Here is a 22082-nt window from a genome sequence, read left to right as displayed (position 1 = left end):
CGCCGGAGCGCGGGTCACCTCGGGCGGCCCCCGGTCCGCATCGCCGCGCGCTGGAGCGCCGACTGGGCCGGCCCCAACAGGTAGCGGGCGACGGGACGGTCGGCGGCCAGGGCCGCGCGGGCCGCGTTGGCACCGCAGGCGCCGTGGACGCCACCGCCGGGATGGGCGGAGGACGAGGCGAGGTAGAGGCCGCGGACGGGAGTGGCGGCGCGTCCGGTCCCGGGGACCGGACGGAAGAAGAGCTGCTGGTGGACGGCCGCCGTACCACCGTTGATCGCGCCGCCGACCAGGTTCTCGTCACGCGCCTGGAGGTCGACCGGTGCCAGGACGCGGCGCTTTCGGATCAGCGCGCGGAAACCCGGCGCGCGGCGCTCGACCTCCTCCTCCACCCGGTCGGCCATCGCCTCCCGCTCGCCCGGCCCCCACCCGCCGGTGACGCTCCCGTCGCCCGCGTCCCCGCGCACGCGCTGCGGCACGTGGGTGTAGGCCCAGGCCGACTCGGTGCCGGCGGGGGAGCGGGAGGGATCGGCGGTGGTCATCTGCCCCAGCAGGCAGAAGGGCCGGTCGGGCACCAGCCCGGAGGCCAACTGGGCGCTGTGGCGGGTGAGGTGGTCCATGTCGTCGGCCAGGTGGACGGTGCCCGCGCCGGCGGCCTCGGGCGCACTCCAGGGGATGGGCCCGGACAACGCCCAGTCCACCTTGACCGTGGAGGTGTCCCACTGGAAGCGGCGGATGTCGTCCCGCAGCCGGGCCGGGAGGTGCTCCCAGCCGACCAGCCCGCCGTACAGCACCGGGGCGGGCACGTCCGCCAGGACGGCGCGACGGGCCCGCACGGCGTCGCCGCCCTCGGTGACCACACCGAGGGCGCGGCCGCCCCGGACCACCACCTCCGTCACCCGCGCGCCGCAGCGGACCGTCCCGCCCAGCGACTCCAGGCGGCGCACCAGGGCGGCGGTGAGGGAACCGGCACCGCCGGTGGGCACCGGCCAGCCGACCTCCTGACCCAGCATCGCCAGCAGCCACCCGTAGACCGCACTGGCGGTGGACTCGGGGAAGAGGTCGGTGTGCAGGGCGCACCCGGCCAGCAGCAGCGGGCCGCCCTGGCCGCCGAACTCCTCCTCGCCCAGCCGCCGCACCGGCAGCAGCAGCGTCCGCAGCAGCCGCAGACCGCCGGCCGCCCGCAGCCGGGCGGCCAGGGAGAGGGCGGGGCGCACGGGAGGGAAGGGGGTCAGGGCGGCGCCGATCAGATCGGGGCCCAGCCTGTCCCACAGCCCGGCCAGCCGCAGGTACGCCTCCCCGTCGCCGGGGGAGAAGGAGTCCAGGACGCGGGCGGTGTCCTCCCGGTCGCGGTGGAGGACGGCGCAGCGGCCGTCGGGCAGCGGGTGGGCGAGGACGGAGGGGGCGTGGCTCCACTCCAGCCCCCAGCGCTCCAACTCCAGGGCGCCGATGGTGGGGGAGGCGGCGGCCAGCGGATAGAAGGAACTGAACAGGTCGCTGACGTAGTCGGGATGGACGTCGCGGTCGCTGCGGACGGCGCCGCCCGGCTCGGGCTGGGCCTCCAGGACCACCACCCGCAGGCCCGCGTCGGCCAGGATGTTCGCGGCGACCAGCCCGTTGGGGCCGGCCCCCACCACGATGGCGTCGGGCGCGTCGGTCATGGGCGGGCGAGCCTCCTCGGGAGAGGGCGGATCGGTGGGCGGGGAGGAGGGGTCAGGCTCCGGGCGGAGTGGTGTCGGGCCGGGCGGTGTGGGCGGAGTGGCCGTGGGTGCGCCGGGCCTCCTTCATCTCCGCCTCGTACAGGTGCCGCAGTCCGCCGACCAGGTCGCGCACCCGCTCCTCGGCCGCGACGAACGGCTTGTAGTAGTGGTCGTCGTAGCCCTCGACGATCTGGAACGTCCAGTGGCCGGGGATGACGTTGCGGCCCAGGATCTCGACCTCCAACAGGCGGGCCTCCGCCTCGTGCCCGGCGCCGCGGAGCATCTCCACGGCCTCGCCCAGCAACAGGTCGGCCCGGCCGGTCATCTGGTGGAAGGAGTAGAGGTGGCCGCGGGCCCGCTCGGTCGCCTCCAGCGCCTCGGAGACCTTGCCGACGGCCTCGACGGTGGCGTCGTCCAGGCCGGGGGGACGGCGGTGGGCCCGGTCGGGGCCGTCGCCGTCGCGGCTCGGGGTGTGTCCGGTCGTCATACGTGCTTCCCCGCCTCCCGGTCGGCCTCCGAGCGACCGGCCTCCACCACGTCCCTGAGCCGGGCCAGCATCAGCCGGTGCCGCAGTTGCAGCAGCACGTCCACGGGAGCGGTGTGCAACTGGGCGACGGCGCCGCGCAGGGGGTGCTCGTCCATGGTGACCAGCGAGCCCTCGCCCCAGGGACGCACCCGGATGGCGATGCGCGCGGTGCCCAGTCTCCCCGCCGAGGCCTCCAGCTCCAACCGCTCGGGCGGTTCGCAGACGCGGACGATGGTGTGGCCGTGCATGTTCAGCGGCCCCATGCCGATCGCGTAGGTCAGCTTGGTGTCGACGTCCGGCCACTGCCCTTCGGCGGTGTGGGTCTCGCGGGTTCCGACGACCCACCTCTGGTACTGCTCCGCGTCGCCGAGGACGTTCCACACCTGGTCGGGCTTCCTGTTCACCCACACGTGTCGCACTGCCATGCGGGCCGGGTACCCGCTTTTCCCCGATGCACCGCACCCGGGGAGCCCCCGACCCCCTTACGGGCGAGTCCCCCACGGCGCCGGCCGCGGCGGCCGGCGCCACCGCGGCCGGGACCCGGTCCGCGCCGGCCGGGGGGCCTCGGGCATGGTGGTGGGACCACCCCGCGGCGTGCCCGGCCCGCCGGGAGCCGTACCCGAGAGGAGAGAGACGGCATGAGAATCGGCCTGCTCGGCACCGGCCCCTGGGCGGAACTCGCCTACGGGCCCGCCCTCGGCGCCCACCCCGACGTCGAACTGACGGGGGTGTGGGGCCGCAGGCCCGAGGCGGCGGCGGACATCGCCGGACGCTTCGGCACCCGCCCCTACCGGGACGTGGACGCCCTGATCGCCGACTGCGACGCGATCGCCGTGGCGCTGCCCCCGGACGTGCAGGCGCCCTTGGCCGCGCGCGCCGCCAGGGCGGGACGCCACCTGCTGCTGGACAAGCCGGTGGCCACCGACGTGGCGGCCGCGCGCGAGATCGCCGCGGCGGTCGAGGAGGCGGGCGTGGCCTCGGTGGTCTTCTTCACCATGCGGTTCCGTCCGGAGACGGCGGCGTGGATCGAGGAGCAGCGGGCGGTGGCCGGCTGGCAGGTGGGGCGCGCCGACTGGCTCGGCGGGATCTTCGGCGAGGGCGCCGAGCACAGCCCGTTCGCGAACTCGCCCTGGCGGCGGGAGAAGGGCGGGCTGTGGGACGTCGGTCCGCACGCCCTGTCGGTGCTGCTGCCGGTGCTGGGCGACGTGGCGGACCTGGACGGTTCCCTGGCCGCCGTCTCCGGCGCCGCCGGCACGGTGCACCTGGCCATGCGCCACGTCTCGGGCGCCTCCAGCACGTGCGCGCTCAGTCTCGCCGTGGCCCCGGCGGCGGCCGTGACCGCGGTGGAGCTGCGGGGAGCGGCGGGCGTGACGGCTCCCCCGGAGGGGGACACCGACGCGGTGACCGCCCTCGGCCGTGCCGTCGACGCGCTGCTGGAGTCGGCCCGGACCGGGCGGCCGCACCCGTGCGACATACGGTTCGGGGTGCGCGTGACGGAGATCCTGGCGGCGGCCCAGGCCCGACTCGACGGGCGCTGAGCGGACCTACGCGTTCCACGGTTCGCGGGCCACGACCGGCGGACTCCGGCGCGGGCGCGGCGGGACGTGACGCCCCGTCGGGCACGGCCGGGAGCCGGCCGGTTCACGGCGCTCGCCACGGGCGTTCGGGCCGGGGCGGTGGATCCCTGCCGGCCGCCGTGGCCGCCGTGCCGGTCCCGACCGACCGCACCGTCCCCCGTGCGGCGCGTGGGTCGCACGGGGGACGGTGCGGTCGAAGGTGCGGTGGGTTACCAGACGAGCGCGTCGGCCGCGGTCGAGTGCCAGTGGCCGACCCAGGCACTGCTGTTGATCACGACGCCTCCCGCGGGGAGGGCCGGCTTCGCCCGGACGCCGGTGGAGTTCCCGTCCCGGTCCGCGAACAGCAGGCTCAGGGTGCGGGCGGTGTACTCGTGGTCCCCGTCGGGAGTCCAGGTGCCGATGCCCGCGTACGCGGACTCCCCGGGCGCGAGCGTGACGACCGCCTGCGGCGCGCTGTCCTCGGCGATCCGGACGGCGGAGTGTCCCTCGTCGAAGCGCAGGAACGGGGCGCCGTAGGCGAAGCAGGTCCCGGTGCCGGTGTTGGTGGCGGTCAGCAGCAGGTGGTTGATGGGGCGGGTGACCTTGGTGACGGTGACCTCGGTGTTGGCTGCGGTGCAGGTGACCGGCCCGTCGTCGCCGGCCCGTGAGCTGCCTGCGGTGCCGCCCTTCACGGAGCTGTCGCGCGCGGTGACGCGCTCCGCGGTGGCGGTCTCCCGGCCTCCGGGGTCTTCGGACTCGCCGTGCTCGCCGTGCTCGTCGGTCCCCGCGGGGGTCGGTCGCGATTCGGCGTTCCCGACCGGGGAGGAGAGGGCCGGGTCGGGGGCATTCCCCGCCTTCACACCGCCCTCGTCCCCGCAGGCGGTCAGGGAGAGGGCGGCGAGGGCCGCGCCGGCGGCGGTGAGAAGGACACGGACACGGGAGCGGGTGTGGTAAGCGGACATGGTGATCCCCCTGAGAGAAAGGCCGGATTGGCACGGCGCCCCGTTCGGTCGTCGGGAGGCGGCGTGCTTGGATGGCGACAGTCTGTGTCCGGCCCCGTCCCACCCGCCACGGAACCCGGGGGATTCGGGAAGGTGGGACGTTCGCGTCGGCACCGACCTGGGGGAATGTCCCTTGTCTCGAATGACCGAACGGGATGAGAAGAGATGGCTGCGGCTGAAGAGAGAGCGGAGTTCGCGGAGCTGTTACGGCTTCTGAAGGAGCGCTCGGGGCTGAGTTACGGCGTGCTGGCCAAGCGGTTGCACATGAGTTCGTCGACGCTGCACCGCTACTGCAACGGCGACGCGCTGCCGACGGACTACGCGCCGGTGGAGCGCTTGGCCAGGATCTGCGGGGCGACGCCGGAGGAACTCTCCGACCTGCACCGACGGTGGCTGTCGGCGGACACCGTGCGGCTACGGGAGCGACGGGCCGCCGCCGAGGGCCGGTCGTCCACCGCCGCCACCATCCGGCCGGACCCGGCCGGGACCGGCGGGGAAGCCGCCGGCCCGGCGGACGGAGGCCACACCGGCCCGGCCGACGCCGCTCCCGTTCCCGACGCCGCTCCCGCCCCCGTACCCGTCGGAGGCGTCCCGACCGTGGGCAGGCGGCGCACGGCGTGGCTCTCCGCGGTGGCCGCCGCCGCGGTTCTGGCCTCCGCCGTGCTCGCCCTGAACACGGCGGGCGGCGACTTTGAGCGGGAGACGCCGCCGGCGGCCACGCCCACCGAGGCCGCCGCCAGGAGGACGCCGCACCTCCGAGCAGCGCCCTCCTCCCCCTCCGCTTCCCCCTCCGCTTCCCCCTCCTCCGCCCGCCCCACCACACGCCGCCCTTCCACCGCCTCGGCGGAGGGGAACGCCCCCTCCGCCCCGCGCGACACGCGCCGTGAGGAGCCCACGCCCCGGGCGCACGCCGAGCCGCTGACGGTCGGCGTGCGGCCGTACGCCTGGAGGCATCCTTGTCAGGAGCGCTACCTGGTCGACCGCCCTCCGGGGCAGGTGCCCCCACCGCCCACCGAGCAGGACGCCCCCGGCTGGGCGAGCGCGCTGGGGGCCGTCCCCGCCGGCGACCACCTCGTCGAGCTCACCGTTCAGGGCACCGGCGAGGAGACCGTGGTGTTGAAGGACCTGCACGTCCGCGTGGTCGAGCGCGGCGCTCCGCCGGCCTGGAACGCCTACGTCATGGGCGTCGGCTGTGGCGGCAACGTCTCGACCGGGTCCTTCGACGTCGACCTGGACGCCGACCGTCCCCGGGCCCGGCCGGTGTCGGGCAGGCGGGACTTCCCGTACAAAGTGAGCGAGTCCGAACCCCTGGTGCTGTACGTCACCGGCCGCACCGCCGCCCACGATGTCTCCTGGCAACTGGAGCTGGAGTGGTCCAGCGGCGACCGCCACGGCACCCTGCTCGTCGACGCCGGCGGGAGACCCCTGCGCACCGCGGCCCTGGAGGGCCGTCCGTTGTACGGCCACCCCCTGGGGGGGCACGAGTGGGTCCTCCAACCCGACTGAGCACCCGCCGTCCGACCGGGCGGACCCCCCGGGGACGGAAGACCCACCCGTCTCGGACACTTGGCGGAGGGGCGGCGGCCCGGGTCCGACGACTGTCCGTTTCTCAAGCCCCACCGCTCGCTTGAAAAGTGGTCCACCCCCTCCCTGAGCTGCGAAAACGCGATACGGAGCGGCGACGGGCGACGGTTGACGCCGCGGAGGGGCCCTCCTATGGTCTCCCCGTTCGTCCGGAAAGGTTCCGAAAACCCTCACCCCCACATCCGTGCCCCGGGCCCGTGCGCGCCGACGTGAGCCCCGGCCCCGGCCGCACGCCAGGAAGGAACCGGAGTTGACCATGACCGCGAGGAAGACCCAGAGGGCCACCGGGAGCCGTCCGCGCCCCCGACGCGCGGGCCGCCGCCTGCGCCGCCTGGTGACGCCCCTGCTGCTCTGCGCCGGGCTGTGCCTGGGCACGGCGGGCACGGCGGGCACGGCCCAGGCCGTCGACAGCACCGTCGTCACCTCCACCCAGAGTGGCGGCAGGACCGTCTCGTTCACCTTCGACGACGGCCCGGACCCGACCCACACCCCGAACCTGCTGGCCGTCCTCCGCAAGCACAACGTCAAGGCGACCTTCTGCCTGTGGGGCGACCGCGTGCGGCAGTACCCCCACCTGGTGCGCCAGATCGCCGCGGACGGCCACCGACTGTGCAACCACACCATGTCCCACCAGGATCTGGGCGGCTGGTCGCAGTGGCAGGTTCGGCAGAACCTGGAACAGACCGACAACGTGATCCGCCAGGCCGCCCCGGGCGCGCGGATCACCTACTTCCGTGCTCCCTACGGCAGTTGGGGCCAGTCCCCGCAGGTGGCGGCCTCGATGGGGATGCAACCGCTGGGCTGGCGGATGGACATCGGCGACTGGCAGCCCCCGGGCACGGCCGAGCTGGTCCGCCGGATCACACAGGGCGTCACGCCCGGAGCCGTGGTGCTGATGCACGACGGGGGCGGTGACCGCAGCCAGACGGTCGCGGCCGTCGACCAGACCATCCCGCAGCTCAAGTCCCAGGGCTACACGTTCGACCAGCCCGCCGTCCGCTGACCCGCGCGCCGACCCGTCCGTCCACGCGCACGCCGCCGACCCCCGGCGGGGGCCTCCCCGCCGGGGGTCGGCGTCCGCTCCCCGGTACCGCCGTAGCGGGTGCGCGTCCAGTTCGACCGCGGACGGTCGGTGTACTCGGGCGTCCGGCTCACCCCGTGGACGTCGGTCCACTGCTCGATCCGCCCGGTGAAGTCCGGGTGGCGCAGGGTGTCGTCCTCGGTGCCGTGCCGGATCTGCGTCCGGGGCCAGGGGCCGCCCCAGCGGGGTTGCGCGCCGCGCACCAGGTCGCCCCACTGCCGCGGTGTCCTGTTCGGCGTGCCGTTCGCGCAGGAGCCGTTCCGTTCCGGCCCGAACCGTCGGTGGTGGCGAAGCGGGAGTGCGGCACGCCCATGAAGGCCGCGCCCGCCTCGAACACGTCCGGGTGGTCGCCCACCAGGACGTTGGTCGTCATCGCGCCCGAGGAGGCGCCGGTGACGCAGGTCCTTCGCGATCGGCGCCCGGACGCTGTCGGGCACGTACGGGAGCATCCGCGGGTTGCCGGGGTCGGCGCCGAAGTTCGTCACCTCGGTCGGCGAGGCCGCCGAGGCGGGCTGCGCGCCGAGCGCCGGCAGGAACGTCACCACCAGGGCCGGGACACCGCTCGGAAGCGCCGCGGTCCGTAACCCGATGGGATCCCTTCCGGTTTTCTCCTCCGCCGGGTGCGCGGATCTGTCGGTCGTGTGCTCGTCCTTCCTAGACTGCGGAACGTGAAGGGACTGCTGCTGCGGCTGTCGGCGCTGGACGCGGACGCCGCCACCGCCGTACGTGTGATCGCCCACTTCGAGGCGCTGCTCGGCGGCGGTCCGGACCCGGCCACCCTGGCGCGGTCCACCGCCGGACTGGCCGGTTGTCCGGCGGGGCTGGAGCTGCCCGACGGCCGCGCGGCGCGGTTCGGACCGGACGGCGCCGCCCTGCCCGGCGCCCCCGCGCACGTCTCGGGCCGGGTGGGGCTGGAGCCGGCCGGCCGTGTCTGGCTGGAACGGCCCGGGGTGCCCGGCCCGTTCGACGAACTGGTCCTGGAGTGGATGGCCATCGCCGCCCGGGTGCTGGCCGGGCGTCCCCGGCAGACCCGCCCGCCCCGGGCCGCCGACCCCGCGTTGGTCGAGCTGGTGCTGTCCGGGCGCGAGGACGCCGCGGACCGGGCCCGCGCGCTGCGCCTGCTGGGCCTGGACCCCGCGGTGCCGCTGCGGGTGGTCGCGGTGACCGGGGGCCCGGGCGCGGACCCGGGCGTGGAGGCGGTGGCCCTGCTCGGTCGCGGAGCCGTGCGGGGCGCCGTGCGGGTCGCCCGCGTCGGGGCGCTGGGCGCGGTACTGGTACAGCGGCCGGACGGCGCGCCCGAGGACCCCGCCGGCGCCAAAGGTGCCGACGCCGGCCCCACCACCCGCGCCGCGTCGCCGACCGCGGAGCTGCGGGCGGCCGTCCGCGAACGCGCCCGCGACCGGAGCGCGGGCCGCGCCCACGGGCTCGGGGACGGACCGTCCCCCGGACGCGGGGTGCGGGTCGGCGTCGGAGGCGCCACCGACCCGCTGGACGCCTGCGCCTCCTGGAGGCAGGCCCGTGCCGCCCTGCGGTTCACCGCTCCCGGCACCCCGGAGGAGGCGGTGGCCGACCACGACGAACTCGGCCCCGTGGCACTGCTGGCCGACATCCCCGTCACACGGCTGCGCGGGCAGGCCGACGTGCGGCGACTGGCGGAACTGGCCCGCGGCGCCGGCGGCGGGGGAGGCCAGGGCGCCGACCTGCTGGCCGCCCTGGCGGCGTTCTGCCGCACCGGTTCGCTGCGTCAGGCCGCCGCCGGGCTCCATCTGCACCACAGCTCGGTGGCCGCGCGCCTGGCCCACGTCGAGAAGGGGACGGGGTGGCGGCTGCGCGATCCGCAGGACCGGTTCCGCGCCCATCTGGCGCTGTACGCCCTGCGGCTGATCGACACCGGCACCGACACCGGGGACGCCGTCGGCGCGGGCACCGGGACCGGCTGAGGCGACCGGCACGGCGGGAGGGGGACGGCCGGCCGGGGACGCACCGGCTCACCGCCCCAGCGCCCCGCGCAGCACCGCCACCGCCTCGGCGGTCGCGCGGCGTATCACGGCGGCGTGCTCCACGGCCCACGCGCCGTGGAAGGTGCCGGGCAGCAGGTGCAGCTCGACGGGCACCCCGGCGGCCGACAGGGCGCGCGCGTAGTCGACGCCCTCGTCCCGCAGCGGATCGAACTCCATCACCGACACGTACGCGGGAGGCAGCCCCGACAGGGCGACCACCTCGGCGCGGGCGGGCGCGGCGTACGGGGACACGTCGGCCGTGCCCGGCACCCCGTGCCCCAGGTACGCCTCCCAACTCAGCCGGGCGTTGCGCCGGTTCCACACGGGTGTGTCGGTGAACAGCCGCGCGCTGGGCGTGTCGAGCCGGTCGTCGAGCGCCGGACTGCACAGGTGCTGGAAACGGATCGGCGGCCCGCCGCGGTCACGGGCGAGCAGGGTCAACCCGGCGGCCAACCCGGCTCCCGCGCTGTCGCCCCACAGGACGATCCGGTCGGGGTCCGCGCCCAGCTCCCCGGCGTTCGCCACCAGCCGGCACAGCCCGGCGTAGCAGTCCTCCAACGGGGCGGGGAAGGGGTGCTCGGGCGCCAACCGGTAGTCGACCGAGACCACCAGCGCCCCGAGCTCCCGGCACAGCATCAGGTTCCAGTCGTGGTCGACGTCCGGCGAACCCAGGACGAACCCGCCCCCGTGGATGCCGTAGACGACGGGCAGCGGACCGGCGACCCCCACCGGCCGGTGGAGACGCAGCCGCACCTTCGGCGCGCCCGCCGGTCCGGGCACGAGCACCTCCTCGATCTCCACCCCCGTGGTGTCCGCCGCCGCGACCGCGGCGGCCAACTGCTCGGCCTGTGCGGCCCGGGCCGCCTCCAGGTCGAGGATGTCCACCTCGGGCATCATCGGCAGCGCCGCGGCCAGTTCCGGGTCGAACCGGTGACGCATCGGTGTCCTCCGGTCGTCTGCGCACGGGGTGGGGGCGGGGGCGGGAGGGAGAAGGGGCTCGGTGGCTCCGGGGCGGCCGGCGGAACGTGGCGCGCCGCCGTGAGAAGACGGTGTCACGGGCTTCCTCCCGGATCATCAGACGGGTGTCGGGAGTCCGGCCGCCCCGGACCGACACATGTGCGGCCTTTCCGGCGCGGCCGGTGGCCGACGGCCCTGTCAGGACCCCCGAACACCACGGTGAACAGCGGAAACGCCCCACCGGGCGGACGGTGAGCCGTGCTTGACGCCATGTGGGGGTCTCCCTATGGTCTCCCCGCCCGGCCGGAACGCCTCCGGAAGGTCCCGGCCGCGCCCGTGCGGCGCGCCGGGGACCGCCGGCCGCCCCGCACGCGTGTGCCGTCCGCGCCCACTGCGCGTCCGCCCCACCGCCCCGCCGCCTCGTGGCGAGGCACCCGAAGGGACCACCAGCGTTGACCGAGACCACCGAGACCACCGAATCCGCCGAGACCGTTCCGGCCACCGGGCCGCGCCCGCCGCGCCCTCGTCGGCCCCGCCGCCTGCGCCGTGTGGCGACGCCCCTGCTGCTCTCCGCCGGACTGTGCCTGAGCACCCTGACCCTGGCGGGCCCCGCCCAGGCCGGGCAGGAGACCGGCCGGGCGAAGGGCGAGGCGACCGCGACCGTCGTCGACTCCACCCGACACGGCGGCCGCACCCTCGCCCTCACCTTCGACGACGGCCCCGACCCCACCGACACCCCGCGGCTGCTGAAGGTGCTGCGCAAGCACCACGTCAAGGCGGTCTTCTGCCTGTGGGGCGACCACGTGCGGCAGCACCCCGAACTGGTGCGCGCCATCGTCCGGGGCGGCCACACCCTGTGCAACCACACCATGAGCCACGACGACATGGGCACCTGGTCGCCCGAGGAGGTCCGCGCCGACCTGGAAGCGACCAACGCCGAGATCCACCAGGCCGTTCCCGGTGTGCCGGTCCGCTACTTCCGCGCCCCCTACGGCAGTTGGGGCCGAACCCCGCAGGTGGCGGCGGAGTTGGGGATGCAGCCGCTGGGCTGGCGGCTGGCCGTCGGCGACTGGGAACCGCCGGGCACCGACGAACTGGTCCGCCGCGTCGTCGAGGGCGTCACGCCGGGGGCCGTCGTCCTGATGCACGACGGCGGCGGCGACCGCGACCAGACCGTCGCGGCCGTCGACCGGATCGTTCCCCTCCTGCGCGCCGAGGGCTGGCGCTTCGACCGCCCCGCCCGCCGTGCCTGAACCGCCCCGTCCACACCACCGGCACCTCCGGGAGAACCGCATGTCCGACGACCGCGCGCGCCGCGGACGCCGCACCGGGAGCGCGGCGAACCGCGTCGTGACCCTGCTCATCGGCGCCCTGCTCCTGCTCACGGCCCAGTCCACGCCCGCCGCGTCCGGTACCGGGAGCGAGCCCGGCCAGGGGCGGCACACCGCCGATCGGGGCGGACGGACCTGGGTGGGCACCTGGTCCACCACGCCCACGGCCGTGCCCGCCTCGGACGGCACCGTCTTCGAGGACCAGACCGTCCGGCAGACCGTCCACACCAGCGTCGGAGGCAACCGGGTCCGCGTCCGGTTCTCCAACGAGTTCGGCGACCGGCCCCTGGTCATCGGCGAGGCCCGCATCGCCCGCCGGAGCGGCGACGGATCCACCACCCGCATCGACCCGCGCACCGACCGGGCCCTCACCTTCGGCGGACGCGCCGCCACCACCGTCCCCGCCGGCGCGCCCGCCCTCAGCGACCCCGTCGACCTGGCGGTGCCCGCCGGCTCCGACCTGGTGATCAGCGTCCACCTGCCCGAGCGCACCCCCGGCTCGACGGTCCACGCGTTCGCCTTCCAGCACAACCACGCCGCCCCCGGCAACGTCACCGGCGCGGCGGACATCGAACCCACCGCCACCTTCGACCGCTGGTACTTCCTGACCGGCGTCAGCGTGAGCACCCACCGCGGGGCCTCGGCCGTCGTCGCGTTCGGCGACTCCATCACCGACGGCTCCGACACCGACGTCAACGCCAACCACCGGTGGCCCGACATCCTCGCCCGGCGGCTGCGCTCCGCCCACGGCCCCCACGCCCGCGGCGTGCTCAACCAGGGCGTCAGCGGCAACCGCCTGCTGCACGACCCCAACCCACCGGCCGGCTCCGACGCCGAGAACTACGCGGCCTACTTCGGACAGAGCGCCCTGCGCCGCTTCGACCGCGACGTGGCCGCCCAGCCCGGCGCCGAACACGTCATCGTCCTGCTCGGCGTCAACGACCTCGGGCATCCGGGCACCACCGCCCCCGCGTCCGAGAAGGTCACCGCCCAGGACCTCATCGACGCCCACCGCCAGATCATCGCCCGTGCCCACGAGCGGGGACTGAAGGCCCACGGCGGCACGATCCTGCCGTTCAAGGGCGACACCCTCGGCTTCCACAGCGAGGAGAACGAGGCCGCCCGCCAGGCCGTCAACCGCTGGATCCGCACCAGCGGCGAGTACGACGGGGTCGTCGACTTCGACCGGGCCCTGCGCGACCCGTCCGACCCGCTGCGGCTGAACTCCCGCTACGACAGCGGCGACCACCTCCACCCCAACGACGCCGGAGCGAAGGCGATGGCCGGCGCCGTCCCCCTCCACCTGCTGCGCTGACCGGCCCACGACCCCACGGCCGGTCCCGCACGGGAGGTGTGTCCCCGCCCGGCAGCACACCGGGGGGGACGTGGTGCTCCCGGCCTCGGCCGCCCACCGGGCGTCGACGGCAGACGACGGAGGAGAGCGACGGGCACCACCTTCCGCGGGAGTCTCCGAATCCTGCCCTGGGTCCGAGGCCCGCAGGAGGCGCGACGCCGTCGGCCCCGCACCGGAGTGCGGGGCCGACGGCGTTCCCGGGTGCCGGGGAGCGGCGTCCCGGTCCCGATCAGTTGTCGAAGAACTGATGTGCCGAACCTGCTACCTCGGGGACCATGTTCCCGCACCTCGCTGACCAGTGGGACACGGCCTTTGACGGTTGTTGCTGGTCGTCCCTGGGGCTTTCCGACGGCTCAGTCAACATCCACAAGGTCACCTGACCACCGCTTTACCAGTTCGGCCTCGCCTCGTCGCCAGCAGTCGGACCACGTCCCCTCTGCTGAAGCAAAAATTGGGCTTCCCGGACTTCTACGACATGATCAGGATTGTCTTCTGGGGCACTACTACTGGCCTGGTCAGGGTTCCGGGTTGTTTGCGATCTCCGGTGTGGGGACAGCTACGTGCCGAGAAGCAAACCCGTGCCCTAGGGACAGGGAGCGTTGTGCACGGCAGGACAGAGGTTGGCTCTGACCTGCAGGAAAAGCCTTGGCAGATGCTTTGGAGCCAGGCTGATGGTGGCCCGTGTTGTCTATGGTTTCGCGCCCCAGACTGACATGAAGGCGGCGAAGACCCTCAGTGCGATTGTTTGTTCGAATTCGGGTATTCAGGCTCCCGCGAGTGGGAATGGCATCGACCTTGGAACCTTTGAGGCTCTTGGGGCTAGCCGTTCCGGTGCTACCATCGTTCCCTTGTTGGCTGGTGAACTACTCACAAGCCCAGGGGGGTTGATGTTGCATCAGGTCGTTATCTCGTCACATCTGTCTTCGGTTGGGTATGACCCTGGCGAAGATCTCCTTGAAATTCGCTTTCAAAGCGGCGCGGTCTACCAGTATCGCGGAGTCCCGAATCATCTGTACGCGGAGTTGATGGCTGCAGGCAGCAAGGGAAAGTACTTTCATCAATTCGTAAAGGGAAAGTATCCATACCAAAAAGTGCATCCGTCAACCCAAGGGGAAGTTTAACGCAGGGGCAGCTTAGGGTGAATCCCCATGCGGGCGATTCCGGCCGCACGTAAACGGGAATCTTTATATAGGGATGATCGAGGTAGTAAATGCAGATCTGCGACATTTCTGTTGAGGGATTTCGCTCCCTCTTCAATGTTTCATTCGTGCCCATCAAAAACCAGACAATCATTACCGGGCAGAATGACGGTGGAAAGAGTGCACTGTTGGATGCTCTTAATTTCTTGATTTCAGGGAAAGAGCCGTCCGAGCATGATCTGTCGCAACTGTCGGCGGCACCTTCCGATAGTGATGACCAGCAGCCTGCGGTGACTGTAAAGCAGATCGTAGTAACCGGGACTTTTCAACTTAGCCAGTCGGAACGTGTGGAACTCGGCCTTTCGGAACTTGTCAAAATTCGCAGACGTTACAGCCCTGATGAAGGCTCTCATCTTGAAGTAAGGATGAGTGTCTGCGAAGTCGAAGAATTGCGCAATATCGAATCAGAAAAAATAGCCCGCCTTAAGGAAGTCGCAGCCAAGTACAACATCCAGCCGGTTGGACGTGCAAACGCCCGGGAAAGTTGGACGACTCCTCTAGCTCGACTAGCTGAAGGAATGCCGACCGTGGAGGAATGGGTACCTGTTTCTAACGCCCTAGCAGGGCGCTTGCCTGTGGTGGTGTACTTCAAAGGTGATGCTGTGCAAGCGCCTGAAATTGTTGTGCAAAGCATCCTCAATTCGAAGCTGAGGGAGTACAGCAAAAGTGAGTCCTCACAGAAAAGGATTACTGAACTAGAAGATCATCTGGCGGATTCGCTGGTCGCCGATATTGACCACATCCGTAAGCATGTTATGAAGAGGTGCGGGTTTTCTGCCCTTCGGCTCAACCCTCAGGTACAGGTTCGTCCTTCTCTGGCCGGGGTCGAAGTCAGGGTGGCAAACAGGAACGGCCATGAGGTGCCACTATCTGCCGCTGGTACAGGGAGGTCGCGTAGGATCTCGCTGGCGCTTTGGGAAAGTAGCAGTCAGGTACTCGGCAGCAATAAAGACGATGAGGGCAGTGGCGGAGAGAGCAGGGATACAGATGTAGTATTTGTTTATGATGAGCCGGATACTCATCTCGATTATGAGCATCAGCGGCGTGTCATGAACCTCATTCATGAACAGTCCGCACGGCCCAATGCCCGGGTGGTCGTAGCAACGCATTCTATGAACTTGATTGATGGAGTTGACATTGCCAACGTGGTGCATCTTCGCGTGTCGGAGGAAGGAACTTACGCTGAGCTGCTCTCCGATGAGAGTAAAGACGAGGAAGTACGAAGGCACCTCTCGACCATCGCTACAGCGCTAGGCTTCAGGAACAGCGTGCTTTTGCATGAACGGTTCTTTGTTGCCGTGGAGGGCCCTTCCGAGATGGCGGCCTTCCCAATCCTTTTCAAGAAATACGCTGGCGTCCCTATTCAGTCTGTGGGAATCTGCCTCTGGGATGGAGGGAACAACGAAGGGGCGCTTAAATTCGCACGGTTTTTGAAATCTCACAAAAGGAACGTCGCCTTCGTGGTCGACAAGGATAGTCGCACCAACAACAAAAAGACATTCCGGGATGACAAGCTTAAGGAATACGGGTTCGACCTGCAGCGCGAGTGTCACTACATTGGTCTCCCTAATGAACTGGAAGACCTGTTCGATGATGAAGACTGGGCGCATGCTGCCAATGAACTTTGGAAACGTAAGGGGGGGCATGAGTATTGGACGCCGGACGACTTTGCTGCCCATCGTGGGAAGAAGTTCAGCTCTGCCGTTTTGGACATGCTCAAAAAAGGCTCTGATTACGGGCCGAAGGGGAAGGATGTCATGATGACTGGCATTGCCACAGTAATCACCAAAGATAGGATCCCCCCTGCCCTTACTGAAACCTTTGACATCCTCGTTAGTAAAGCTCAAGACGCTGGTCCGCACTACTGGGATGCTTGATTTCGCTTCACATCTCCTCGTGCCGCACGCCGCGCCTGCATGCGCTTGAGTCGCTGCGCGGGTGTGGGAGCTTCCCAGAGATGAAGGCCAACCGAGGCAACCCATTGGTATCCATGATGATATTGGGAATCCCCACACCACCGACATCCATTTGGGCTGGGGATGTCTGAGTGATGTATGCGAGTCTTGCGGCCGCTGGTCATGGCGTACCACTCCTCGGTTCGTTGACCCCTCACACTAGCTCTCGTTCAGCGCCAGTACAGATAGGCTGACAGATGGCACTGACAATAACTTAAAGTAGTCAGCGTCACATTCTGTAGCCTTGATGTGAGTGTAGGTATCCTGCTTCTATTCCCCTGGTGACATCCTTCACACCAACACGATGGCAGAGATTACTTCTGGGGCACCCGTAGCGAGAGCTAGGTGGCGGGCAGAGTGTCAACGCTAGGTGGTCGCTCGTCAGCCAGGCAGCTTTCCTCAAGGCCACCCAGTCGGTGCAGGCGCTCTTGTCCTACTGCGCGATGGCCGCCGCTGGCCTCGGTAGTCTGCCGGACACGACCCTGACCCGCTCAGTCATCATCCGGATGCGCCGCCGCGCCCCTAACGAGAAGGTCGAGCGTTCTGGCGGCGCATTCACGAGAAGGGGGATCACGCGCTGCGCGACCGGCTGACCGCCCCTGGGCCGCCGTCCGCCCGGCTGTGGAGGGGACGCGGCTTGCATGCCGGAGGGCATCACCGAACGGCCCGCCGACGTCTGAGAACCCCTCTCGGCGGTTGCCGACATGGCCGGAGGTGCCTGGTTGAGCGGGCCCGGGTTGCGTGTGTGGAGCTGGTCACCGCCGTCCAGGACGACAACAAGGCATCGCTGGGTATCCGGCTACTGACCGGCCTGCGTGATCAGGCGCTTCAAGAGGTCGGCCAGATGCCCACCGCCGTCATCCTCGACATCCTCAACGCGACGGAAGAAGCGTCCTGGGGCGACGTGGGCGACAAGCCACTCACCCCCCGGGGCCTGTCGCGGATGCTCGGCGAGTACGTCACTGCGGACAACAAGCCCATCAAGCCGCACCCCGTCCGCACCACCGCCGGGGTGCCGCGGGGTTACTACGCCGAGAACCTAGCCAGCGCCTGGGAGCGGTACTGCCCGTCCCCGCCGAAGTCCGCTGTAGCTGTTACACCGCAGGTCACCGACGGTGCGGATGTAGTGGGCCCCAGAGAAGGGACGCTTCCGCCTTTATCGGCGTCACGGAGGAGATACCGCCGCAGGGCATTCGCCACGACCACGTTGCGGGCCGGGCTTCCGGACCGCTACCTCACTCCCGACGACATCGCCGACCTGTTCGGCGCCCCCCTGGAGACCGTCTACGCCTGGCGCAAGAAGCACACCAGACCGCCCGGATTCTGCGTCGGTAAGCACCTGCGCTACGACCCCGCAGCCGTCCGGCGCTGGGCCGCTGAACGCATGGCCACAGACATGGCCGCTAGCCACCACCAACCGAGCACAACGCCGCAGGGCGGGACCACACCGGTCCTGTCCTGTGGCGCTTCCAGAGGAGATCACGCACCGCATGGCAGACCACATTCAAGACCGCTGATACATGACTGAGCCCGGCCTCGACGGCAAGCCGTGCCGCGTCAGGACCGACCGCTACGGCACCGGCATGCGCTACCGCGACCGTTACGTCGCGCCGGACAGCACCGAGCGCAGCAAGTCGTTCCCCGACAAGTAAAAGCGCCTCGCCGAAATATGGTTGACGCAGATCGCTGCCGACATGGCCCGTGGGTAGTACGTCGACCCGTTGGCGGGAAGAGTCACATTCCAGCAGTTCGCCGCGCAGTGGCTCGCATCGCGGACGACCGCCCCGTCCACCCTGGGAGCCATGGAGTTGCGGTTCCGGTTGCACGCCTTCCCGCACATCGACTCACGCTCCCTCAGCGCCTTCCAGCCCGGCCACATCCGCACGTGGGCCCGCGAGCTGAAAGACTCCGGCATCACGTCGTCTTACCAGCACGTCATGTTCGCCAACGTCTCCGCCGTGCTCGCCGCGGCCGTCGACGACGGCATCATCGCCCGTAACCCCTGCCGTGCCGGTTCGGTGAAGGCACCTAAGCTGGACGCGAGGAAGCTCAAGTCGTGGACCCGTGAGCGTGTCCATGCGGTCCGGCACGGTCTTCCCGCTCAGTACGCCGCGATCGTGGATGTGGGTGCCGGTTGTGGTCTGCGGCAAGGGGAGATTTTCGGGCTGGCGGTCGATGAGGTCGATTTCCTCGGAGGGGTCGTCCACGTCGTCCGGCAGGTCAAGATGGTCGACTCACGCTTGGTCTTCGCCCCGCCCAAGGGCGGCAAGTTGCGTGACGTGCCGCTGCCCGATGTGGTGGCCCAGGCGGTGGACGAGCACATCACCCGGCGACCGCCTCTTGAGATAACGCTGCCGTGGAAGACGCCGGCCGGGCCGCCCGTCACGGCCGCGCTGCTGTTCTACTCGTGGGAGCGGAAGGCGCTGAACTGGAACTACTTCAACGCGTACCTGTGGAAGCCTGCTCTCGTCTCCGCCGGGGTCATCCCCGAGCGCGCGCCGGGAGAGCGGTTCAAGGAGTCGCGGGAACACGGCGTTCATGCACTGCGCCACTACTACGCGTCGGTGCTGCTGGACGCCGGAGAGAACATCAGGGCTCTCGCCGAGTACCTCGGCCACTCGGACCCGGGCTTCACGCTGCGTGTGTACACGCACCTGATTGCCGAACAGCCGGGACCGTGCCCGGAAGGCCATCGACGCAGCATTCGGCGTGGGCGCGGCCAGTGGTGGTGATGAGGGAACGGCCTCGGTCGCGGCTGAACGGAGCGCCCACAGAAACGGCCGTCGGCCGCGCCTTCCCCCCAAAGGCGCGGCCGACGGCCCACAGACGGCCCAGGAGAGCGGGAGCCCGCTCTGACCTGCGGTGATCTTAGATGTCGAAGTACATCTCGAACTCGTGCGGGTGCGGACGGAGCTGGATCGGGGCGATCTCGTTGGTGCGCTTGTAGTCGATCCAGGTCTCGATCAGGTCCGAGGTGAACACGCCGCCCGCCTGCAGGTACTCGTTGTCCTCCTCCAGGGCGTTCAGGACGGCGCCCAGGTCGGTCGGGACCTGCGGGACGTTCGCGTGCTCCTCCGGGGCCAGCTCGTAGAGGTCCTTGTCGATCGGCTCGGCCGGCTCGATCTTGTTCTTGACGCCGTCCAGTCCGGCCAGCAGCAGGGCCGAGAAGGCCAGGTACGGGTTGGAGGACGGGTCCGGGGCGCGGAACTCGACGCGCTTGGCCTTCGGGTTCGAGCCGGTGATCGGGATGCGCATCGCGGCGGAGCGGTTGCGCTGCGAGTAGACCAGGTTCACCGGGGCCTCGAAGCCGGGCACCAGACGGTGGTAGGAGTTCACCGTCGGGTTGGTGAAGGCCAGCAGCGACGGGGCGTGCTTGAGGATGCCGCCGATGTAGTACCGGGCGGTGTCCGACAGACCCGCGTACCCCTGCTCGTCGTAGAAGAGCGGCTCACCGCCGGACCACAGCGACTGGTGGACGTGCATGCCCGAACCGTTGTCGCCGAAGATCGGCTTCGGCATGAAGGTCGCGGTCTTGCCGTTGCGCCAGGCGACGTTCTTCACGATGTACTTGAAGAGCATCAGGTCGTCGGCGGCGGCCAGCAGCGTGTTGAACTTGTAGTTGATCTCGGCCTGGCCGGCGGTGCCCACCTCGTGGTGCTGGCGCTCGACCTGCAGACCGGCCTTGGCCAGCTCCAGGGAGATCTCGGCGCGCAGGTCGGCGAAGTGGTCGACCGGCGGGGCCGGGAAGTAACCGCCCTTGTAGCGGACCTTGTAGCCGCGGTTGTCCTCCAGGGCGCCGGTGTTCCAGGCGCCGGCCTCGGAGTCGATGTGGTAGAACGACTCGTTCGCGCTGGTCTGGAAGCGGACGCTGTCGAAGACGTAGAACTCGGCCTCCGGACCGAAGAACGCGGTGTCGGCGATGCCGGAGGAGGCGAGGTACGCCTCGGCCTTCTTCGCCACGTTCCGCGGGTCACGGCTGTACTGCTCGCCGGTGATCGGGTCGTGGATGAAGAAGTTGACGTTGAGCGTGGCGTCCTTGCGGAACGGGTCGAGGCGCGCGGTGGACAGGTCCGGCACCAGGGCCATGTCGGACTCGTGGATGGCCTGGAATCCGCGGATCGACGAGCCGTCGAACATCAGCTGCTCCGTCGGGTCGAAGACCTCGACCGGAATGGTGAAGTGCTGCATGATGCCCGGCAGGTCGCAGAATCGGACGTCGATGAACTTGACGTCGTTGTCCGCGATGTATTTCCTTGCCTCGTCGGCGTTCTGGAACATCCAAGTCCTCCTAGTCCCGCCGCGAGGGGACGGGGTGGCAGCTCGAGTGGCAGTCCAGTGTGGCGTCCTGCTGCGCCCGACCTTAGATTTGCGGGATTTCTCGGGCATGACTCGTTCGTTTCGGCGATGTTAACCGGGTGGACAGGCGGAAAGGCGCTCGTGACGTCCCCGCGCGGCCCGTGTGTTCGGTGTACAGCCCCGTCGGGTACCCCGAAGCGCCGCGCGTTACCGTTGGTGCGTGGACAACAGGCAAGTCATCGGATCGTGGCTCTCCGGCCCCCGTGCGGCGGCCGAGGAGATGGGCGCGGACTTCGGCTACCGGGGCGAGCGGCTGGGCCTGCCCCAGGACGGGCCGGGGTCGGTCGCACCGGTCGGGCGACGGGTCGTGGCGATCCTCGTCGACTGGGGCCTGTGCCTGTTGATCGCATACGGTCTGATCACGGGCGGTGACTTCCGGTCGGCGGGGAACTGGGCGCTGTCGGTCCTCGCGGTGCTCTCCGTCCTCACCGTCGGCACGGTCGGCTCCACCCCCGGCAAGCGGCTGATGGGCCTGCGGGTGGTCTCGGTGGGCGGCGGACGGCTCTCGTTGCCCCGCACCGTGCTGCGCACGGTCCTGTTGGTGCTCGCCGTCCCGGCGCTGGTCTGGGACCGCGACACGCGGGGGCTGCACGACCGGCTCTCCGGCGCCGTCCAGGTGCGGATCTGAGCCCTGTCCGCCTCCGACGAGGCGGACGCCTCGGCGGAGAGGCCGACCGACACGGCGCCCCGACACGGCGGAGGGCCCGGAACGAGCGTTCCGGGCCCTCCGCCGTGTCGGTTCCCGTCTTGCCACCGCCGCGCCGTGCGGTCGCCGGCCTCCCGGCTCAGCGGCGGGTCGGCCCCTTCGGCATCCGCATGCCGCGCGGCATCGGTCCCTTGGGCAGCGGCAGGTTGTTCATCAGGTCGCCCATCGCCCGCAGACGGTCGTTGACCTCGGTGACCTGGTGCCCCGGAAGCGTCCGGGGGAGTTTGAGCAGCTTGGTGCGGAGCTTCTTCAACTCCGTCTGGCCCTCTCCGGTGCCCACCACCACGTCGTGGACGGGGACGGTGCCGACGATGCGGGCCATGCGCTTCTTCTCGGAGGCGAGCAGGTTCCGCACCCGGTTGGGGTTGCCCTCGCCGACCAGGACGATGCCGGCCTTGCCGACCGCGCGGTGGACGACGTCCTGCTGGCGGTTGACCGCCACCGCCGGAGTGACCGTCCAGCCCCGGCCGATGTTGTCCAGTACCGCCGCCGCGGCGCCCGGCTGGCCCTCCATCTGGCTGAAGGCCGCCCGCTCGGCCCGTCGGCCGAAGACGATCGCCATCGCCAGGAAGGCCAGCAGGAAGCCGAGGATGCCCAGGTAGACCGGGTGACCGAGCCAGAAGCCGATCGCGAGGAGAACACCGAAGGTGACGACACCTACGCCCGCGATGACGAAGCCGATCCACCTGTCGACGCGCCGCGTCATCTTGTACGTCAGGGCGATCTGCTTGAGCCGCCCCGGATTCTCGGATGTTTCCTTCCTCGCCATATGGCGAAGT

At 70.6% G+C, this 22082-nt stretch carries 16 protein-coding genes and 4 pseudogenes; 12 read left to right on the top strand and 8 right to left on the bottom strand.

Features of this window, described 5'->3' with window-relative positions:
* Positions 1-14 precede the first annotated feature (14 nt).
* From F0L17_RS06330 to F0L17_RS06320, 3 genes are read right to left on the bottom strand one after another with little or no spacing between them, the layout of a single operon-like run.
* Positions 15-1658 (bottom strand): phytoene desaturase family protein, encoded by a 1644-nt coding sequence (locus tag F0L17_RS06330; RefSeq protein WP_155070292.1) that lies wholly within the window; start codon positions 1656-1658, stop codon positions 15-17.
* A gap of 52 nt (positions 1659-1710) precedes the next feature.
* Positions 1711-2184 carry a hypothetical protein gene (locus tag F0L17_RS06325; RefSeq protein WP_155070291.1) on the bottom strand — a complete coding sequence of 158 codons (474 nt, stop codon included), beginning with the start codon at positions 2182-2184 and terminating at the stop codon, positions 1711-1713.
* Positions 2181-2648 (bottom strand): SRPBCC family protein, encoded by a 468-nt coding sequence (locus F0L17_RS06320; protein WP_155070290.1) that lies wholly within the window; start codon positions 2646-2648, stop codon positions 2181-2183. The genes F0L17_RS06325 and F0L17_RS06320 overlap by 4 nt, the downstream gene beginning before the upstream one ends.
* Before the next feature lie 213 nt (positions 2649-2861).
* On the opposite strand from F0L17_RS06320, the gene F0L17_RS06315 reads away from it, so the two are divergent.
* On the top strand, positions 2862-3761 hold the full coding sequence (locus F0L17_RS06315; RefSeq protein ID WP_155070289.1) for a Gfo/Idh/MocA family protein: 900 nt from the start codon (positions 2862-2864) through the stop codon (positions 3759-3761).
* A 248-nt stretch (positions 3762-4009) separates the two neighbouring features.
* Here the strand turns inward: F0L17_RS06315 and F0L17_RS26975 are convergent, their stop codons facing one another.
* On the bottom strand, positions 4010-4741 hold the full coding sequence (locus F0L17_RS26975) for a DUF4232 domain-containing protein (protein WP_202917842.1): 732 nt from the start codon (positions 4739-4741) through the stop codon (positions 4010-4012).
* Between the two features lie 204 nt (positions 4742-4945).
* On the opposite strand from F0L17_RS26975, the gene F0L17_RS06305 reads away from it, so the two are divergent.
* Together F0L17_RS06305 and F0L17_RS06300 are read left to right on the top strand one after the other, a co-directional pair.
* On the top strand, positions 4946-6286 hold the full coding sequence (locus F0L17_RS06305) for a helix-turn-helix domain-containing protein (RefSeq protein WP_155070288.1): 1341 nt from the start codon (positions 4946-4948) through the stop codon (positions 6284-6286).
* Between the two features lie 334 nt (positions 6287-6620).
* Positions 6621-7367 carry a polysaccharide deacetylase family protein gene (locus F0L17_RS06300; protein WP_155070287.1) on the top strand — a complete coding sequence of 249 codons (747 nt, stop codon included), beginning with the start codon at positions 6621-6623 and terminating at the stop codon, positions 7365-7367.
* Between the two features lie 68 nt (positions 7368-7435).
* On the opposite strand, the pseudogene F0L17_RS06295 reads toward F0L17_RS06300, so the two are convergent.
* A pseudogene (locus F0L17_RS06295) lies at positions 7436-7851 on the bottom strand (alpha/beta hydrolase family protein); the annotation flags it as partial.
* A gap of 262 nt (positions 7852-8113) precedes the next feature.
* On the opposite strand from F0L17_RS06295, the gene F0L17_RS06290 reads away from it, so the two are divergent.
* Positions 8114-9385 carry a helix-turn-helix domain-containing protein gene (locus tag F0L17_RS06290; protein ID WP_162465883.1) on the top strand — a complete coding sequence of 424 codons (1272 nt, stop codon included), beginning with the start codon at positions 8114-8116 and terminating at the stop codon, positions 9383-9385.
* A gap of 48 nt (positions 9386-9433) precedes the next feature.
* Here the strand turns inward: F0L17_RS06290 and F0L17_RS06285 are convergent, their stop codons facing one another.
* Positions 9434-10384 (bottom strand): alpha/beta hydrolase, encoded by a 951-nt coding sequence (locus F0L17_RS06285; protein WP_155070286.1) that lies wholly within the window; start codon positions 10382-10384, stop codon positions 9434-9436.
* A 470-nt stretch (positions 10385-10854) separates the two neighbouring features.
* Between F0L17_RS06285 and F0L17_RS06280 the strand changes: the two genes are divergently transcribed.
* From F0L17_RS06280 to F0L17_RS06250, 7 genes and pseudogenes are all read left to right on the top strand, one after another.
* Complete coding sequence (locus F0L17_RS06280) at positions 10855-11655, top strand: polysaccharide deacetylase family protein (protein ID WP_202917841.1); 801 nt, start codon at positions 10855-10857, stop codon at positions 11653-11655.
* A gap of 40 nt (positions 11656-11695) precedes the next feature.
* Entirely contained in the window at positions 11696-13048 is a 1353-nt protein-coding gene (locus tag F0L17_RS06275) for an SGNH/GDSL hydrolase family protein (protein ID WP_155070285.1), read from the top strand.
* A 710-nt stretch (positions 13049-13758) separates the two neighbouring features.
* A complete protein-coding gene (locus tag F0L17_RS28255; protein WP_338017975.1) occupies positions 13759-14208 on the top strand; it encodes a KTSC domain-containing protein in 450 nt (149 codons plus the stop codon).
* 89 nt (positions 14209-14297) lie between these two features.
* Positions 14298-16163, top strand: coding sequence for an ATP-dependent nuclease (locus F0L17_RS06265; protein WP_155070284.1), 1866 nt, complete (start codon positions 14298-14300; stop codon positions 16161-16163).
* A gap of 823 nt (positions 16164-16986) precedes the next feature.
* Positions 16987-17244 (top strand): annotated as a pseudogene (locus F0L17_RS28250) (DUF3631 domain-containing protein); the annotation flags it as partial.
* Between the two features lie 204 nt (positions 17245-17448).
* Positions 17449-17646 (top strand): annotated as a pseudogene (locus F0L17_RS06255) (helix-turn-helix domain-containing protein); the annotation flags it as partial.
* 115 nt (positions 17647-17761) lie between these two features.
* Positions 17762-19097: pseudogene (locus tag F0L17_RS06250) on the top strand (tyrosine-type recombinase/integrase).
* Positions 19098-19109: 12 nt separating this feature from the next.
* Here F0L17_RS06250 and glnA read toward each other — a convergent pair.
* Complete coding sequence (gene glnA, locus F0L17_RS06245; protein ID WP_155070283.1) at positions 19110-20519, bottom strand: type I glutamate--ammonia ligase; 1410 nt, start codon at positions 20517-20519, stop codon at positions 19110-19112.
* A gap of 238 nt (positions 20520-20757) precedes the next feature.
* Between glnA and F0L17_RS06240 the strand changes: the two genes are divergently transcribed.
* Positions 20758-21225 carry an RDD family protein gene (locus tag F0L17_RS06240; RefSeq protein ID WP_162465882.1) on the top strand — a complete coding sequence of 156 codons (468 nt, stop codon included), beginning with the start codon at positions 20758-20760 and terminating at the stop codon, positions 21223-21225.
* Positions 21226-21382: 157 nt separating this feature from the next.
* Here F0L17_RS06240 and F0L17_RS06235 read toward each other — a convergent pair whose 3' ends face one another.
* A complete protein-coding gene (locus F0L17_RS06235) occupies positions 21383-22072 on the bottom strand; it encodes a DUF4191 domain-containing protein (protein ID WP_155070282.1) in 690 nt (229 codons plus the stop codon).
* Between the last annotated feature and the right edge of the window lie 10 nt (positions 22073-22082).

It is taken from the genome of Streptomyces taklimakanensis (genome assembly GCF_009709575.1).
Classification (GTDB): Bacteria; Actinomycetota; Actinomycetes; order Streptomycetales; family Streptomycetaceae; genus Streptomyces; species Streptomyces taklimakanensis.
This window is presented reverse-complemented; position numbering and strand designations above follow the sequence as displayed.